16 protein-coding genes are annotated in these 16825 nt (G+C 31.0%); 4 read left to right on the top strand and 12 right to left on the bottom strand.

What is annotated here, in order from left to right; translation table 11 throughout:
- Positions 1-453: 453 nt before the first annotated feature.
- From H526_RS0125740 to H526_RS0125720, 5 genes are all read right to left on the bottom strand, one after another.
- Positions 454-936: a hypothetical protein gene (locus H526_RS0125740; protein ID WP_027395576.1), complete on the bottom strand. Its 483-nt coding sequence runs from the start codon at positions 934-936 to the stop codon at positions 454-456.
- A 438-nt stretch (positions 937-1374) separates the two neighbouring features.
- Positions 1375-2328, bottom strand: coding sequence for an AAA family ATPase (locus H526_RS0125735; RefSeq protein WP_027395575.1), 954 nt, complete (start codon positions 2326-2328; stop codon positions 1375-1377).
- Between the two features lies 1 nt (position 2329).
- Positions 2330-3760 (bottom strand): peptidylprolyl isomerase, encoded by a 1431-nt coding sequence (locus tag H526_RS0125730; RefSeq protein WP_342667702.1) that lies wholly within the window; start codon positions 3758-3760, stop codon positions 2330-2332.
- Positions 3744-4592: a hypothetical protein gene (locus H526_RS0125725; RefSeq protein ID WP_027395573.1), complete on the bottom strand. Its 849-nt coding sequence runs from the start codon at positions 4590-4592 to the stop codon at positions 3744-3746. Before H526_RS0125725 ends, H526_RS0125730 begins: the two co-directional genes overlap by 17 nt.
- On the bottom strand, positions 4593-6551 hold the full coding sequence (locus H526_RS0125720; protein WP_027395572.1) for a peptidylprolyl isomerase: 1959 nt from the start codon (positions 6549-6551) through the stop codon (positions 4593-4595). It abuts the gene before it with no gap.
- Positions 6552-6777: 226 nt separating this feature from the next.
- On the opposite strand from H526_RS0125720, the gene H526_RS0125715 reads away from it, so the two are divergent.
- Positions 6778-7017 (top strand): hypothetical protein, encoded by a 240-nt coding sequence (locus H526_RS0125715; protein ID WP_027395571.1) that lies wholly within the window; start codon positions 6778-6780, stop codon positions 7015-7017.
- A 93-nt stretch (positions 7018-7110) separates the two neighbouring features.
- A complete protein-coding gene (locus H526_RS0125710; RefSeq protein ID WP_027395570.1) occupies positions 7111-7617 on the top strand; it encodes an OmpH/Skp family outer membrane protein in 507 nt (168 codons plus the stop codon).
- Between the two features lie 80 nt (positions 7618-7697).
- On the opposite strand, the gene guaB is transcribed toward H526_RS0125710, so the two are convergent.
- Positions 7698-9170, bottom strand: coding sequence for an IMP dehydrogenase (gene guaB / locus H526_RS0125705; RefSeq protein ID WP_027395569.1), 1473 nt, complete (start codon positions 9168-9170; stop codon positions 7698-7700).
- Between the two features lie 309 nt (positions 9171-9479).
- Here guaB and H526_RS30240 point away from each other — a divergent pair, with 309 nt between their 5' ends.
- Positions 9480-10253 carry a phosphatase PAP2 family protein gene (locus H526_RS30240; protein ID WP_051336361.1) on the top strand — a complete coding sequence of 258 codons (774 nt, stop codon included), beginning with the start codon at positions 9480-9482 and terminating at the stop codon, positions 10251-10253.
- Between the two features lie 9 nt (positions 10254-10262).
- Here the strand turns inward: H526_RS30240 and H526_RS31315 are convergent, their stop codons facing one another.
- From H526_RS31315 to H526_RS0125680, 3 genes are all read right to left on the bottom strand, one after another.
- Positions 10263-10772, bottom strand: a complete 510-nt coding sequence (locus H526_RS31315; RefSeq protein ID WP_051336360.1) for a DinB family protein — start codon at positions 10770-10772, stop codon at positions 10263-10265.
- A gap of 461 nt (positions 10773-11233) precedes the next feature.
- Positions 11234-12127 carry a glycoside hydrolase family 16 protein gene (locus H526_RS30230; RefSeq protein ID WP_155839787.1) on the bottom strand — a complete coding sequence of 298 codons (894 nt, stop codon included), beginning with the start codon at positions 12125-12127 and terminating at the stop codon, positions 11234-11236.
- A gap of 340 nt (positions 12128-12467) precedes the next feature.
- A complete protein-coding gene (locus H526_RS0125680; RefSeq protein WP_027395568.1) occupies positions 12468-13220 on the bottom strand; it encodes a DUF5995 family protein in 753 nt (250 codons plus the stop codon).
- 161 nt (positions 13221-13381) lie between these two features.
- Here H526_RS0125680 and H526_RS0125675 point away from each other — a divergent pair, with 161 nt between their 5' ends.
- On the top strand, positions 13382-14464 hold the full coding sequence (locus H526_RS0125675) for an acyloxyacyl hydrolase (protein WP_027395567.1): 1083 nt from the start codon (positions 13382-13384) through the stop codon (positions 14462-14464).
- 13 nt (positions 14465-14477) lie between these two features.
- Here H526_RS0125675 and H526_RS0125670 read toward each other — a convergent pair whose 3' ends face one another.
- The 3 genes from H526_RS0125670 to H526_RS0125660 are packed head-to-tail and all read right to left on the bottom strand — an operon-like array spanning position 14478 to position 16399.
- On the bottom strand, positions 14478-15080 hold the full coding sequence (locus tag H526_RS0125670) for a hypothetical protein (protein WP_027395566.1): 603 nt from the start codon (positions 15078-15080) through the stop codon (positions 14478-14480).
- A complete protein-coding gene (locus H526_RS0125665; RefSeq protein WP_027395565.1) occupies positions 15073-15567 on the bottom strand; it encodes an RNA polymerase sigma factor in 495 nt (164 codons plus the stop codon). The genes H526_RS0125670 and H526_RS0125665 overlap by 8 nt, the downstream gene beginning before the upstream one ends.
- Positions 15560-16399 carry an alpha/beta fold hydrolase gene (locus H526_RS0125660; protein WP_027395564.1) on the bottom strand — a complete coding sequence of 280 codons (840 nt, stop codon included), beginning with the start codon at positions 16397-16399 and terminating at the stop codon, positions 15560-15562. The genes H526_RS0125665 and H526_RS0125660 overlap by 8 nt, the downstream gene beginning before the upstream one ends.
- Positions 16400-16825: the final 426 nt, after the last annotated feature.

Below are 16825 nucleotides of genomic sequence, written 5' to 3'. Positions count from 1 at the left end.
AAGTTTCTCAAAAAAATATCGTGATAATTTTCTAAAATAATAGTAAAGATATATTCTTGATTAAGAAACAGTATTTTGTGTTTCTATAACTTAGACCTTCATCTTTCTTTATCATATCGATATTGAGAACAATATTGCTATATAATGTGTATTGAAAAGTCCGACGAAAATACGAATTTTAAGGGATTTTATTAAATGAATGGCGTTAATAACCCTTTTTTACATTTTTAAAAAAAATACCGCTTTTATTTGATTAAATCATCAATTTTAGAACTATTAAAATGGTAATCACATAAAAAAATATCTAATATTTTAATTGACTTCTTTAAGAATTACGAAAACGTTGTAGTAATTTGTTAAGTTATTGATTTAAAAACCATCAATTTTAACATAAAAACAAAAAAAGAGTGAAGTTTTAGCAACTTCACTCTTTCTACACAAAATAAACTAAATTTAATTTTCTTCTTTATCGCTTTTTTTTCTGTTATGACCTTTACGTCCTTTCTTCCCTTTTCTATGACCTTTCTTTTTTACCTTTTTATATTTCTCTAATTGTTCATCATTAAGAGATGATTCAAACTTGCTTTTAGCAGCTTTCATTTCCTCTTTTTGTTTATTTTTAAGGCTTTTTTGCTCATCACTTAACGTAGGATTTAAGGCTTTACGTTTTCCTTTTCTAGAAAGGTCTTCATTCTTTACAATCTGTAATTGTTCTTCTGTATAAGTATCTTTAAATGCCTTTCTGTGTTCTTTATGTAACTCTCTTTGATACTCTAATTGAGCTTTTTGATCTTCTGAAAGGCTTTCATTAAATTCTTTTCTTAACTCTCTTTGCTCTTTATGTTTCTCACGTCTATCACTTACATCTTCCGACTGGGCAAACATCGTAAATGCTCCCAAAAACATAATCATTATGTAGGTTATACTATTTTTCATCTATCTATTTTTCTTAATTATTCAACTTTATTTTAATGAACGTTCAATAGTAAGACTCGCAGAAATAAAAAAGGTTTAATTATTTAGATAAAAAAAACAAAGTTATTTAGAATTCTACCTCTATAAGTTAATGAAAACATTAATCAACAACCTCAATTACTCTATTGAGGTTAAAAGATTTTAACTCAGGCTTTATGATTTCTTTACAAACCCTTAAAAGTGGATTAAAGAAATGTTAAAAACGGGGTTATTTCCCCTTATTCTATTATTTTCGCGCACTGAAATTGAAGATATCTGGTGATGATTTTCCCCAAGTATTCATTACCCAAAAATTCAATTGTTCATAATTGCAAAAAGCCCATTTCCTACTTGAATGGGCTTTTCTTTTTTTATTAAATAAAAATTGATTCTTCTTAAACTAAGAAATTGGTTTAATGATTAGAATAAGCTTTGAATAATATCCTCAATACTTACTCCTTCTGCTTCGGCTTTATAGTTTTTAATCATACGGTGACGTAATATCCCCATAGCCACAGCTTGCACATCCTCAATATCCGGAGAAAACTTACCTTTTACGGCCGCATTTGCTTTTGCTGCCAAAATTAGATTTTGTGATGCTCTTGGACCGGCACCCCAATCTATATAGCTTTTAACCAAATCCGTTGCGGATTCTCCATTAGGCCTAGTTTTAGAAACCATAGACACCGCATATTCTACTACATTATCAGCTACAGGTATACGGCGAATCAATTGCTGAAAATCGATAATCTCTTGGGCAGTAAACAAGGCATTAATTGTTGCAGAAGTATCTCCTGTAGTGCTTTTCACAACTTCTACTTCTTCTTGAAAACTAGGATATTTCAATTCGATAGCGAACATAAATCTATCCAATTGAGCCTCTGGTAATGGATAAGTCCCTTCTTGCTCAATAGGATTTTGTGTAGCTAATACAAAATATGGTAAATCTAGTTTATAATGATGACCTGCAACTGTTACGGCTCTTTCTTGCATTGCTTCTAATAAGGCTGCCTGTGTTTTTGGTGGAGTTCTATTAATCTCATCTGCCAAAATAATATTAGAAAACACTGGGCCTTTGATAAATTTAAAATGTCTGGACTCGTCTAAGATTTCACTTCCTAATATATCACTTGGCATCAAATCTGGAGTAAATTGAATTCTTTTGAAATCCAATCCTAAAGCTTTGGAAATGGTATTAACCATTAGTGTTTTTGCTAATCCTGGAACACCTATCAATAAAGCATGACCTCCAGAAAATACAGCAATCAGTATCTGATCGATTACTTCTTCCTGACCTATGATTATTTTTGCTATTTCTTTTTTGAGTTCGGTATGTTTGCTTACCAGTTTTTCTACTGCTGCAACGTCAGACATATTATTTTTCTTTTTTTAACCAGTTACCGCTAAACTCACAGTCTCTGTACTCTCCATTAATTTTTATATAAGTATCATTAATTTTTTCTTCCTGCCAAGCTCGTATTGCTTCTATTTGTTTTTTCCTGAGAGCGAGTTCTTGTATTTTTAAATAATCCTTAGAATAATCCGCTATATGCTCATCAAAACGATTTAGTACAGTGATTAATTTAAATTTTTTACGACCTTGACGATCTTGATCTGGTATTACTAACGAAACTTCATTCGTTTTTAATTTTGATACTTGATCGTACAATATAGGATCAATTTTGGTAAGTTCAAAACGTGTATCACCTGTTGTAGGATTTAATAATTGTCCTCCATCTTCTTTGGTCTCTTTTTCATTACTAAATTTTCTAGCAGCTTCTTTAAAACCAATAGTTCCAGAAACCACTGCTGTACGAACAGAATCCACAAGTTTCTGTGCTACCTCAACACTTTCTCTTGTAACATCTGGAATCAATAAAATATGTCTAACATCTATTTCTTCTCCTCTAATTTTATCTAATTGTATGATATGCCAACCAAAATCTGTCTTAAAAGGCTCACTAACCTCACCAACCTGTAAACTAAAGGCAACATCTTTAAACTCTTTAGCAAAAGGAGTTTGTCTGTTTAACGTGTATTTCCCTCCTTTTGATTTTGATCCGGGATCCTGAGAATATAAAACCGCTTTAGTAGCAAAACTACTTCCATTCTCTACGATATCAGTTCTAAATTGCTTTAACCTATCAACTACTTTTTGCTCTTCTTCATCTGGAATTTTAGGATCTATTACTATCTGAGCAAGTTCTAATTCTGTACCAAAAAGAGGTCTTTCATCTTCAGGGATTTCATCAAAAAACTCTCTTACTTCTTCTGGTGTAATCTCTACATCTTCTACTATCTTAGAACGCATTTGTTCTGCTAGTCTATTTCCTTTATTAATTTCAAAAAGTTCTTTTCTAAAATCTGCTTCACTTTCTTTTCTATAGAATTTTAAAACTTTATCTATTGTTCCCAGTTCTCTTGTCATATAACTCAGTTGCTGATCTACCATAGAATTCACCTCAGCATCAGATACAATAACACTATCTTGTACCGCATGGTGAGCATATAATTTGTTCTCAAACAAGCTTCCTGCTAATTCGCAACGACTAACATCTGCAGCAGAAACTCCTTCACTTATCAATTGCTGATAAGCAATTGTAATATCACTCTCTAATATTACATATTCTCCTATTACAGCTGCAACTCCATCGATTTTAATCTTTTGAAATGATTTTACAGAATCTTCTTTCTTCTCAACCTCTTTTTTAACATCTTCTATAATTTCCTGAGCATAGATCTGAGCACCAGTGCTACATAATAGCAATACAGCAATACAAATAGTATTCTTAATTATATATTTCAAATTGTTTGTTTTTAATTGCATCTTTCGTGATATCCTTTTCTAATTTTTTTATCAGCTCTCGCTTTCTTTTATTCAATATGATTTGTCGTATTGTTGGCTTTATATAATCTAAAGGTGCTGTTTCTTTTTTCTTAAGCACTTTTTTTATTTTAATCATATACACTCCCAAAGAGTCTCGCAACTGAACATACTTACCATCTTTTAAGATCTTGTTCCTGTCTTGATTCTTAAGAACAGGGATTTTATTTAATACCTGATCAAACTGAACCCAAACTGAATCATTAAAGGAAAATGTAGCAAACTCTATTTTTTTACCAAGTAGTTCTTCATGATCCTCTTCATTAAAACGATTAAAACGTGTTTGCGTTGCAACAATATTTTTATAATCAGGTGGCAAATGTAAGTAACGTAGCTTTACCAACTCTTCATTAAGAATAAAATTTTCTAAATTTTCTGAATAATAAGACGTCATATCATCTTTGGTAACCTCCATATTAATGGATTTATTGATTACAGCATCTTTATAAGCATTGATATATAAAGTACTTTTATAATCCTCTACTAAATTATCAAATTCCTGAAGTTCTATTTCCGTAAGATTCCTTTTTGATTGGTCTATAAACAATTGTTTAGTTGCCCATATATTGATATAGTTGTTTACTATATTTAAACTGTCTTCTGCTGCGGTACCATTAGGAACCAGGTCTTTTATAGCATCTTTATAGAGATATGTCTCATTAACTCTTGCTACCACTTCTCTGTTTGCGTTTCGATTTATATTTCCGCAAGAAACTAAAACAAAAAACAATAGTATGTTAGAGATATATCGCATTTAGATAGATAATTCTTTTTTGATTTGTTTTAACGTCTTTTTATTTAATTCTATAGAATATTTCTTTCTAAGTTCACTAAGCCATTGCTTTTCTAGGTCTTCCTGAAAGTCATTAATAACCTTACCTTTTGTTTCATCAAAGGTTTTCACCCTTGAAGGTAGTACTTCTACTACTTTAATCAGGGTTATATAATCATCCTCATTAACAACGACCACTTCTCCATTATTACCAGAAAATTTATCTGCTAACTCATCTATATCCTTAGTTAACTCTTCTTCTGTAAAAAGTACCGTATTGGAGTCTGAAATATTCACCTCCTTTTTAATTTGCTCAATACTATTGGCCTTTTCAATTTTCGCTTTCACATTATCTATTAGTTCTTTATTAGACGAAGAAGCTTTTATCACTTTATAACTTTCTTCTTTTATATAGGTTTCTTTTCTAGATGCATAAAATTCTTGAAGCCCAACAGAATCAACCTTAGCAGCATTCCAAATCTTAGATTCCATAAGATCAAATAGCAATAATCCATCTCTATATTCCGAAACTACATTTGCAAAATCTTGATTATCTTCTTCTAAATGCTCTTCATAGTACTGGAGTAACTTAGCTGATTCATAATCATTATACACATTTTCTATAAACAAAGAGATATCTTTTGTTTTCGTTTTACGAGTTCCTTTTTGTTGTATAAATTTTGCAAAGTCTAAATAAGTAAAACTCTCTTTACCTATAGAAAAAATAGAATTAGTTAAATTTTTATCACTCGTTGGAATATTCCATTTTTCATTAAAAATAGTTGACGGCACATTCTTTTCGAAATAAGATATTGCTTCTTCATTTCTTTTTACACCATATTTCTCTTTTAAAGAATTTATAAATGATTTTGTAATAAGTTGAGATCTACTATCCTTTTTAATTCTCTGAGTAAGTTCTCCTTTCAGTTCATCAAAAGTCTTGGGTGGATGTTTTTCTAATAGTTTGATAAGATGCCAGCCATACTTCGTTTTTACAGGTTTTGACAATTCTCCCGAAGATTTTAAAGCAAAAGCTACTTTCTCAAAATCTTCTGAATTTAGAGCTCCTCTACCAAAACGATTAATCTTACCACCGTTTACAGCAGTATTGCGATCATCACTATACTGTTTTGCAAGTGATTCAAATGAAGTACCAGCTTGCAATTGCGTCTTGATCTCATTGATTCTTTTTTCTGCTTCATTTTCCGTTCTGTCCTTATTAAAGGCTACCATAATATGAGCAACTGTAACCTCTCCTAAAGTTTTTTCTTTTTTATTAACTTTTACGATGTGATACCCAAAACGAGTTTTAAAAGGTTCTGAAACATTCCCTACCTTAGTTGTAAAAGCAGCTTGTTCGAACGGATACACCATTCTAAACGCAGAAAACCAGCCTAAATCACCTCCATTTTTTTTGGCAGAAGGATCTTCACTATATGCAAATGCTGTTTCTTTAAAATCAGCTCCATTAATTATTTTATTCCTTGCCTCTATTATTTTCTGATAAGCTTGCAATGTATCTTTTGGAGATGCATTAGGTTTAACCTGTACCAGTATATGACTTGCATTTACTCTTTCTTGTAAACGATCGTAGGCTTCTTTTACTAAAGCATCAGATGCATCTGTATCTGTAAGATATCCAGATGAAAGTTGTTTCTTATACCCCTCTAGTTCTTTAATGTAAGATTCTTTTTTATCTAGACCTTGTTCTTTAGCTTCTTCTAACTTTAATTTATAGTTTATAAACAGCTGTAGATATTCATCAATATCTTTTTGGGATTCATCCTTTACCAAATCAATATTTTTAAGATATACTCTCTTAAACTCTGATCTGTATACAGGCGAATTATTAATGGTAAGTAATACAGGGTCTTTTTCTTGACCATATATTAAGGTGCAAAAGATGACTGTTAAAAACAGTACGATAGATTTTTTGTGCATAGTTCTCTAAATAAAGTCCCAAATCGGACAAAAATAACAATATTAAAGCGTTTTACAAGCTCTTTATTCTAACGAATCATTACCATAATATAGTATTAAATAGTTTTTAAAATTTTAGTGTTCTATATATATTGCCACCATATTTAACCAATATAAATATATCAGAAAGAAAAAAACACTTCAAAATCGAAAAATATATATTTTACAACAACCTTAACTATAAAATTTGGAAAGAAAATTAAAGCTTATTTGGGATTTTAGAGGTCCTGTAGCAAATAAAACGGCACAACACCATGTGATTCACCTTAATGAATACATTACTTCTGAAGGCTTGTCTATAAAAAACACTGGTCATCAAGATGTTAACGAGTTCCACTGTATTGCCTATATGGTAGTAATCGACTCCGAAATGAAAAAAGTCAGAGACGCCTTAAAACCACATCGTGGTCAATTGTTTCAAGAATAGATTTTTATTTTTTTTTGTCTTGGCACGTATATTGCCTTAGACCTTATATATTTGCAAAAATTCTAAATCAAAAATTAAAGAAAAAAAGTTATAATGAAAAATATATTATTACCAATACTAGTATTATTTATTAGTGCACAAGCAATAGCACAATCTAAAGTAGGAACAATCGATAGTGATTTTATTTTGTCTAAAATGCCTGAATTAACAAAAGTTCAAGAAGACCTGAAAGCATATAACACCAAATTAGAAGCTGACTTAAAAGTAAAAGTTGATGATTATCAGGCAAAAGTAAAAGCTTATCAGGAGGGTGAAGCAACAATGACTGAACCTATGAAAAAAACTAAGCAAGAAGAAATCATTGCTGTAGAAAATGACATTGCTAAATTTCGCCAAAACGGTTCACAACTAGTACAACTAGAGCAAAATAAATTATTACAACCATTATATACTAAAATAGGAAAGGCGCTAGAAGAAGTAGCCAAAGCAGAAGGATATACACAGGTACTAACAATTACAAGCAGTGGATTAGCGTATGTAGATCCAAAATTTGATCTTACTAAAACGGTAATGACAAAACTGGGAATTCCAGTACAGTAATCTTACCTATTAAAATACATTATAAAAAAACGCTTCAAATAATTTTGAAGCGTTTTTTTATATCTTTATTTAAAACTTTATTACCTACTATAATTAGGAGCTTCTTTAGTAATAGTAACATCATGAGGATGACTCTCATGGATACCACTAGCAGTTATTTTCACAAAACGGCCTGTATCCTGTAGCGTTTTAATATTTTTAGAACCACAATATCCCATACCAGCACGCAATCCACCAACGAATTGATGAATACTCTCATATAATTCTCCTTTATACGCTACACGACCAACAATTCCTTCTGGAACTAGTTTTTTGATATCATCCTCTACATCCTGAAAATAACGATCTTTTGATCCTTTTTTCATTGCTTCTACTGACCCCATTCCGCGATAGGATTTAAATTTTCTTCCTTCGTAAATAATTGTTTCCCCAGGAGATTCTTTTGTTCCTGCTAATAGAGAGCCTAACATAACTGTATCTGCCCCAGCTGCAATTGCTTTAGGAATATCTCCAGTATATCTAATTCCTCCATCCGCTATTACAGGAACACCTGATCCTTTAATTGCAGAAGCAACTTCTAAAACTGCTGAAAACTGTGGAAAACCTACTCCAGCAACAACTCTAGTCGTACAGATAGAGCCTGGTCCAATTCCAACTTTTACCGCATCAGCTCCAGCTTCTACCAAATATTTTGCAGCCTCTCCTGTTGCAATATTACCCACAATTACATCTAATTCAGGAAACTTCTTTTTCACTTCTTTTAGAACAGAAACTACTCCTTTAGTATGTCCATGAGCTGTATCAATTACCACCGCATCTACTCCAGCACCAACTAAAGCCTCTGCACGATCCACCGCATCACCCGTTACTCCAATAGCAGCAGCTACACGAAGACGTCCTAAACTATCTTTATTAGCACTTGGTTTTAGCGTTAGTTTTGTAATATCTCTGAAAGTTATTAATCCCACTAAGGTATTATCATCATTTACTACTGGTAATTTTTCAATTTTATTATCTTGTAATATAACTTCTGCTTCCTGTAATGATGTTCCTTCTCCAACAGTAACTAGATTTTCGCTAGTCATCACTTCTGAAATAGGTCGTTCATTATTTTTCTCGAAACGTAAATCTCTATTAGTAACTATTCCTAACAACTTATTATTATCATCTACTATAGGAATTCCTCCAATACTATGCTCTCGCATATTATTTTTAGCATCAATAACTTTTGCATCTAATGGTAATGTAACAGGATCTATAATCATCCCACTTTCTGCCCTTTTTACCTTTCGAACTTTCATAGCCTGTTCCTGAATGGTCATATTTTTGTGCAATACACCAATTCCACCTTCTTGCGCCATAGCAATTGCCATACGGCTTTCTGTAACGGTATCCATAGCCGCAGAAACTATAGGAACGTTAATCGTTATATTTCTTGTAAATTTTGTTTGGATACTTACTTCTCGTGGTAGTACTTCGGAAAATGCAGGGACTAAAAGTACATCATCATATGTAAGTCCTTCTCCAACGATTTTGGATTCGTGTGCTGTCATCGCAATTAAGATTTAATTGCGTGCAAATATAAGCCTTTTTTAAAGGAATCCTATAAAAGTCAATAGCTAATATCGGTTTTGTTTATTTGAAATGAAATTTAATACCTTACAACAATACTCATGACTCTTCAAAAAACACGAAACCACCTTTAAACACTGTTTTTAAGGACATTACAAACTAACCTGTTAATAGTATTAGTTGCCAAAAATTAATAATAGCTTCATCTAATTTAACATTTTTTTAATATTAAAATAGTATATTTCAATGCTTTTGATCCCAAATCAAAAAGAGCCCTAAAAAAATATTCTATGAAGATTAGTATTAACCTACTACTATTGGTATGTCTATATCTAAACACCACCAATGCCCAATTTACAGAAGCACCAGCTACTAAAGTTGATTTCAAGACTTCTAAACAAACTGAACGTAAAAAACAAAAAAGAAATCTATTTACAAAAAGAGTAATACCCTTTACTTTAATTGCTTCTGGAATTCTTTTATCAACTAGTGATTTTGAAAAATCATTACAAAAAGACATTAGAGGTTACACAGGTAATAATTTTTATTTAAACATTGATGATTACACAAGGTACGCCCCTATAGTGCAAATGTATGCTGCTGATATTTTTGGAGTAGCATCAAGAAATCATTGGTTCGATCAAACTAAAAACCTTTTAATCTCTTCTTTAGTAACCAGTGCAGCTACTACAGTCTTAAAAAAAGAGGTTGATAAGGCACGACCAGGAGATCCTACCCAATTAAACTCATTTCCATCAGGACATACTTCTATGGCTTTTGTTTCTGCTGCTGTTTTATATGAAGAATTCATCGATAGTAGTCCTTTATTAGCGTATAGTGGATATATTTTTGCAATTACCACTGGTAGCTTAAGAATGATGAACAACAAACATTATCTCTCTGATGTACTTGTAGGAGCTGGAATAGGAATCTTAACAACGCGATTAGTATACCATTATGAACATCTTATTTCTTGGAACCCTTTTAAAAATCTAGACGATATCGCATTCGCACCGCAATTTACGGGCGATAGTGTTGGACTGTACTTTTCGAAATCTTTTTAGACTATATATCTAATATCCTTCTGCATAAGAGAAATCTTCTTTAGATGTGTATTTAATATAATCCAATTTTAGATTTGTGATTTGCTTAAAGTGCAAATAATCATGTGCTAACCAATTAGTAAGAAATTGTTTTGCCGTCATTTCTCCAAGGTCGGGATGTATTGAAACATTGTTCCAATTAGTGTTTTCTAAAGAATTCAACCAATTAATAGATGCTTTTCGTTCTTCGATAAAATTATTAAAAACAACATTATAATCTTGTTTTATATACGCTCTGTTAGCCACCCAACCTTCGGGATCAATTGGCTCAAAATTTTTATCTGGAGTATCTAATATATGTTTTGTTCTTTTTCTAAAATCTTCTTTTTCTTCATCATATAAATGACAAACTATCTCAAGTAAACACCAACGATTTGGCCTGTCTTTCCATAAATATTCTTCTTTTGTAATACCGCTTAATAGTTCTTCGAAAACCTTTTGATTTCTTAACAAGCTTTTTATTATTAATTGATGATTCATGAACTAAGTTTTTATTTTTTTTAGGATTATCAAAGTAAAGATATATATCTATGATATCATCACAAAACAAAGGGTAACATACCCCTATCAAAACTAGTTTTTTAACTCTTTATTAGAGTCATCATATAATGTATTTTTGAAAAAGAATATTGAAGTTCTTAATTTATTTGAGTTAGCCAAATTCAATAGAAAACAAAAAGCCTAAAAATTCAAAAACCAAAAACTCTCTATTTAAGTATGGGCCAGTCAGAACTGAGAGTTAGAAAAAACTAGATAAATGTAATTGTATACATTTCTGACAACAGTGGAAGTACTTAAAACCAAGTGGTGTATATTTTTTAGGCTTTTTTGAGACAAAATCAAAACATTATCATTCTTAAAAAAGCTGCCTCTAAGTTAACATGAGACAGCTTTTTGCTTTTAATTAAGATGTAATGGTTTAGTATAAGATCTCTACACTTTTAAATAGTTCGCTTATCAACACGAACATAATCTACATACATATAAGTATTCCAGAAAATATTAATGCTAGAATTATTAAAAATACCTGTGTCCGAACCTATATTTAAATTTAAAATAATATTATGGTTTTTGAAATTCTGAAGTCTTAGATCATTATCCACATTATTATTATAACTAGCAACTCTATTCCCATCAACATAGACCTGAATAGTAACCCATCCATTTCTGTTGATCCATCTTTGCTCGTAAGTATGCCATCCTTCTCCTAAATTATATCTTCTTTCAGCACTAGTTCCCAATTGATTTTGAGAGGTATTTGCTCCATAAAATAAGTTACTAGCGAATCTTGCGCTATTACCAAAAGAATAACCTTCCATAATATCACTTTCTCCACGTGTAGGCCAATTCGTTTCATTAACCGTCCAAAAAGCTGGCCAAGCACCATAAGTTTCCGAAAATCCTTTATAACTATTTGTACCGTTCTTAGCTAACAATTTAATTCTTGCTCTTACTCTATATTCCTCGTTATTTCCAGGATGAAAATTAAAATAAGATTTTACATGACCTGATTCATAATTATTATTGCTCTTTTTATATGCTTGAAGACGTAAACAACTACTGCCATCAAGATTAGCTATTTCTGAATTCCAATTTTTATAATTACATACACTAGAATTATAATCCGCTCTATTATGTGTCCTCTCCCATTGATTTAAATTTCCATTAGAATTAAAGTTATCAGTAAACTGTCGAACCCAAGGTCCTGCCTTTGCATCTATATCTGTTGTATTTTGTATATCAGTGGCATCTTCTACAATTAACTCTTCTGTTTCGCAGGCAGATGATGACAAAACTAATAACAGAATTCCAAAAAACTTGACAAACATTCTCATAGTGTTAAATTTAGTTAGTGATTATGTCACTAAATTAAGAATGGAATTACCAAATCATTAAACAAACAAGGTAAACTATATTGAATATTCTTTTTTAACACTATTTATTTAACAATAATAAAAAATAAAAACCCTAGAAATGAAGATTTAACAAGGGATCACAGAAATTACAATCACGCAAACGTTTGCGTTGTTTTTATCACATTTTTTTAACTAAAATATTAAAACATAAGAAAAATTTAAGATGTTTATCGCGATAAAATTAAATAAAAAAGTAATTTTCCTTACATATTATGTTAAAAAAATCAAAATTGACTTTGAAAAACAAAAAAACTGCGTTTTAGGATATTAAATATTGAATTTTATTGGAAACAGATCCTCGTTCGCCTATTCTAATAATACCCAAGATAATATTAGCCACGAAATCTGGGTTTGTAATTATTGAAGCTTTATCAGCTACTTTAAGGTCTCTTTGATTAATTACTTCTATAAATTGATCACTTGGTGTGATTGCAATTTGTTTAGCAAACTCCCATGCTCCATCTCTTGCTAATTCCATACTGAAATCAACTAAAAAATCATCAACATTTCGAGTCAATTTGAGGATTTTTTTAAGGGTCGGCCAAATACTTGCCAGATCATTTTCTATCTCAATTACTAATGATGAAAGAATTTGATTTATTTTATCAAAATCTTCTTTAAGATTTTCAATATTTGTGCCTTTGGAAACTTCTGCAGCCGCTATTCCTAGGTCCAAATTAATATGGGCATTCATTCCTATTAATAAATGTTGTAATACTATAGGCCAATAATTTTTTGACAAGTCAAATGCTATTTTCCAAGAAGTCGTTACTACTTTATCATCTCTATAAGAAAAATAGGCATCTAAGTATCTACTAGCAAAAATGATATCAAGTTTTTCCATCCTAGGACCGTCATCAAAAAAATCATTTTCAATTCCTTCTTTTACCTTAATAGTTACCCGTCTATACAACGCGGCAAAATATCCTAAGGGACTATTATCAAGTTTTGATGTTTTAATAATATCATCTAAAGAGTCGATGACATCATTGATGGTCGTTATTGGTTTCAAGTTGTTGTTATATATGCTATAGTTATTTACTAATGTACTAAATAATTGCAAATAACATTTCTAGTATACATGGGTTTTCTGTATGAAAACTAAAATAAAGTATCAAATTGAATTTAAACCGTTAATAATTTTCAGTAAATTTAATAACACACTGATTAACAATGGAAAAGATTACATTAATCTTATTCAGCATATTGATCTACACCTCGATAGGAGCCCAAGTGAATCCTACTTTTTTTGGGGCAAAATCCCATTACGGTTTTATCATCGCGCATTCGCCGGAATTAAAACCGATTTCGCAAACAAATCCTTATGGATTGCAGTTAGAATATAGTTGGTTAAAAACCACCGACAAAGCCTGGAAAACCTGTTTCTGTTACGGAAGAAGTGGATTTGCATTTGCTTATTTCAACTATGCCAACCCAAACATCCTGGGTAACTCATACAATCTTATATACTTTGTAGAACCTTATTTTACGTATAAAGGACCTCTAAAATTTTCGCTAAGAGGATCTTTAGGGGTTACATACCTTGATCAAATATTTGATCAAGAAACGAACCCAGAAAATCTATTATTTAGTACTCATTTTAGTTTTTACCTAGCATTATCTCTAAATCTAAATTATCATATTAACGATAATTATGCAGTTAACCTTTCCGCAAATTATAATCACATCTCTAATGGCGGTCAAAAGCAACCGAATAAAGGAATGAATTTTCCAACTTTTTCTATAGGGATTGATAAAGTCATTAATAACACTCAATTAAAGAAAAAACCAAAATCCTTAAAGTCTTATGAAACATCTATTGATTATTACCTAGGTTCATTTATTAGTTTAAGATCCTCTGATCGAGAAGCTGAAGCTTCGAATCATCTTTTAATCGGAATCACGGGAGGAATTCTACAACCAATATCTGGAATTAATGGGCTAAATGCCGGTATAGAATTTTGGTATGATTTTTCTGATCGAGAGATTGCAAAACAAGAGGATATTAATGATTCCGCATTTTCATCGTCAATAACAGTTGGCCACCATTTCTCAATAGGAGATTTTTATTTCCTACAGCAGTTTGGATTTTATATTACTAGACCTAGAAACATTCAACCAAATTGGTTATATCAACGATATTCGTTTTGGTATAGCATTGGAAAATCTAAGCGCTGGACCATTGGAGCTTCTTTAATTGCTTACGGAAAAGTAGCCGACCATATGGATGGTCGACTTATCTATATTATAAATTGATTTCTCAAATATATTATTTAACCTCCCTTGTTATTGTTCTCTTTAACTCAATAATCTCTAATAAAACATGTATTTCTTTTCTGATGTTTTTTCGAACAGCGATATAAGGAATTATCGCACCAATAATATAAGACACATCAATCAAAATCATCTGCCACATTTTAAAATACAAACTAAACTCTGGAGTGATCATATAAAAACCAATAGTATATAAAACTATAATTCCGACGGTAACTGGCCCGTGAATCTTTTTTCTAAAATTATAGAATGCAATTGTATCGTTAGTCGTTTGTAAAGCATTGTCAGTCATGTTGATCTTTTTTGCCTTAGATACACTTATAATTTCAATTACGATTCTTATAAATAAACCTCCAATCATACATCCAGCCCCAACTCTACTCAACAGCTCCTGAACAGGAGCTATAAAATAGAAAAAAGCTACAATCCCTATCAAAACTAATGATAGTATAATAATATTTCCATAATGAAAACGAGTACTCCAACTTTTCTTTTTATTTATTGAGGAAAACATCTCATCTGAATTCGGTGAATTACGTTTAATACTATTCTTATTTTCTTTCCATTGACTCTGCAATGCTTCAAATTCATTACTCATGATCTAATATTTTTTTTAATCTCTTCTTTATTCTATGGATCTTAACTCTTACATTGGTTGGCTTTATCCCCATTATTTCTGAAATACTATCATAATCCTGGCCTTCTAAAACCATCATGATTAGCAAACGATCTATCTCTTCCAGCTTACCTATTGCTGTATATAAACTCTTATTTTCTCCTGTATTAACCTCCTGATTATCATCCTCAATCATATGTGCTACCGTATCAATAGACACTTGTTTTTTGTTTTTCTCTTTTCTAATATGTTGTAAGCATGAATTAACTGTAATTCTGTACACCCAGGTTTTATGAGATGATATACCCTTAAATTTATCCAATGCATTCCAAATATTAATAAATACTTCTTGGGTTAAATCATGGGCCAAACTCTCATCTCCTTTCATATAACCTAAACACATCTGCAATACCATTGGATAACAATCATTATATATTGTTTCAAAAAGTTGTGGTTTCTCTTTACTCATTAGTTAAAAATTCATTTATCTTTTCATAAAGCAATTCTGGTTGATCAAACATAATAAAATGCTTACTATCAGGTATCATCTCTATACGCTTATTAGATAGCTGCGCATATTGTTTTTCATAATTTGCTTTTGCTGTTTCAATAGTTGGAAAAGCCGCTCCAACGATTAGAGTTTTTGCAGTTATTCTATCCAATACTTTTCTCAAATCTAATTTTAATAAATCTGTATAACCATACACATATGTTTCTCGATCTGCTGTTTGTATCCAGTCTAACAATGTATTTACTTTCTCCTTTTTATTAGTCATATTTTGAGCCATCATCAAAGCTGTTTGGGTAAACTGTTCTTCATTCATAGATAACATTTGTTTATTATATGGACTATCGTATTGGATCTGGGTTTCTGATACACCAGGCATCATTAATTCACGCATACAAGGTATTGAATCCACCAGAATTAAATCTTTTATAGAATTAGGTAATGAGGCTGCAATATCAATTGCTAAATTACCTCCCATACTATGTCCAATAATAATTACATCTGTTAACTTATTTTCTTTAACATATGTAATCAATTCTTTTTTTATAGTATCATACCAAGGCATAGCAATAGGGGTATTACCATCAAATCCTGCATAGGATACTACATGATTTTGATAATTACCATCTAAATGAATTATTGTTTCCTCCCAAACCGATCCTGGTGTTGTAAAACCAGGCAAAAATATAATTGGGGTTCCATTTCCTGATAGGTCTATTGTAATAGCTGGAGCTTGACTAAATGCAAGATTAATTAGCAAGAAGAAAGCAAATGTGATTTTCACGTTTTTCATTACGTTTTGTTTTTGATTTCTTCTTTGATGCACTTGATCATAAATTGTTACACCTAATTAAAAAACTTTGTATTTTTAGCATGATTTGCATCTTATAGATTACATCATAGGCTTTTATTATTCTTATACTTCATTAGAAACACTATAATAAAAAGAATATAACAGTGGTAGGGTATCTTATTCTAACAAGCGTTATATTATAAAAAGGGAAAAGACTATGAGATTTTTACAAACACACTTTAGATTGAATTTTAAGCTTATGATGAATTTTATAAAAGACTTACCGTCTTCTTGTGGATACGCTATAAGGAGATAAGAAAGTAAGATATAAAAGTAATCTGGTAATCTCTGGTAATTAAACCAGAACTATTGGCAAATTGCACATATTAGTTGTTAAATTTCGAAAACAAATAAGCCTATCAAAAT

The organism is Aquimarina latercula DSM 2041, from assembly GCF_000430645.1.
Lineage (GTDB): Bacteria > Bacteroidota > Bacteroidia > Flavobacteriales > Flavobacteriaceae > Aquimarina > Aquimarina latercula.
The sequence above is the reverse complement of the archived record's forward strand: the minus strand, read 5'-3'. Positions and strand labels throughout refer to the sequence as shown.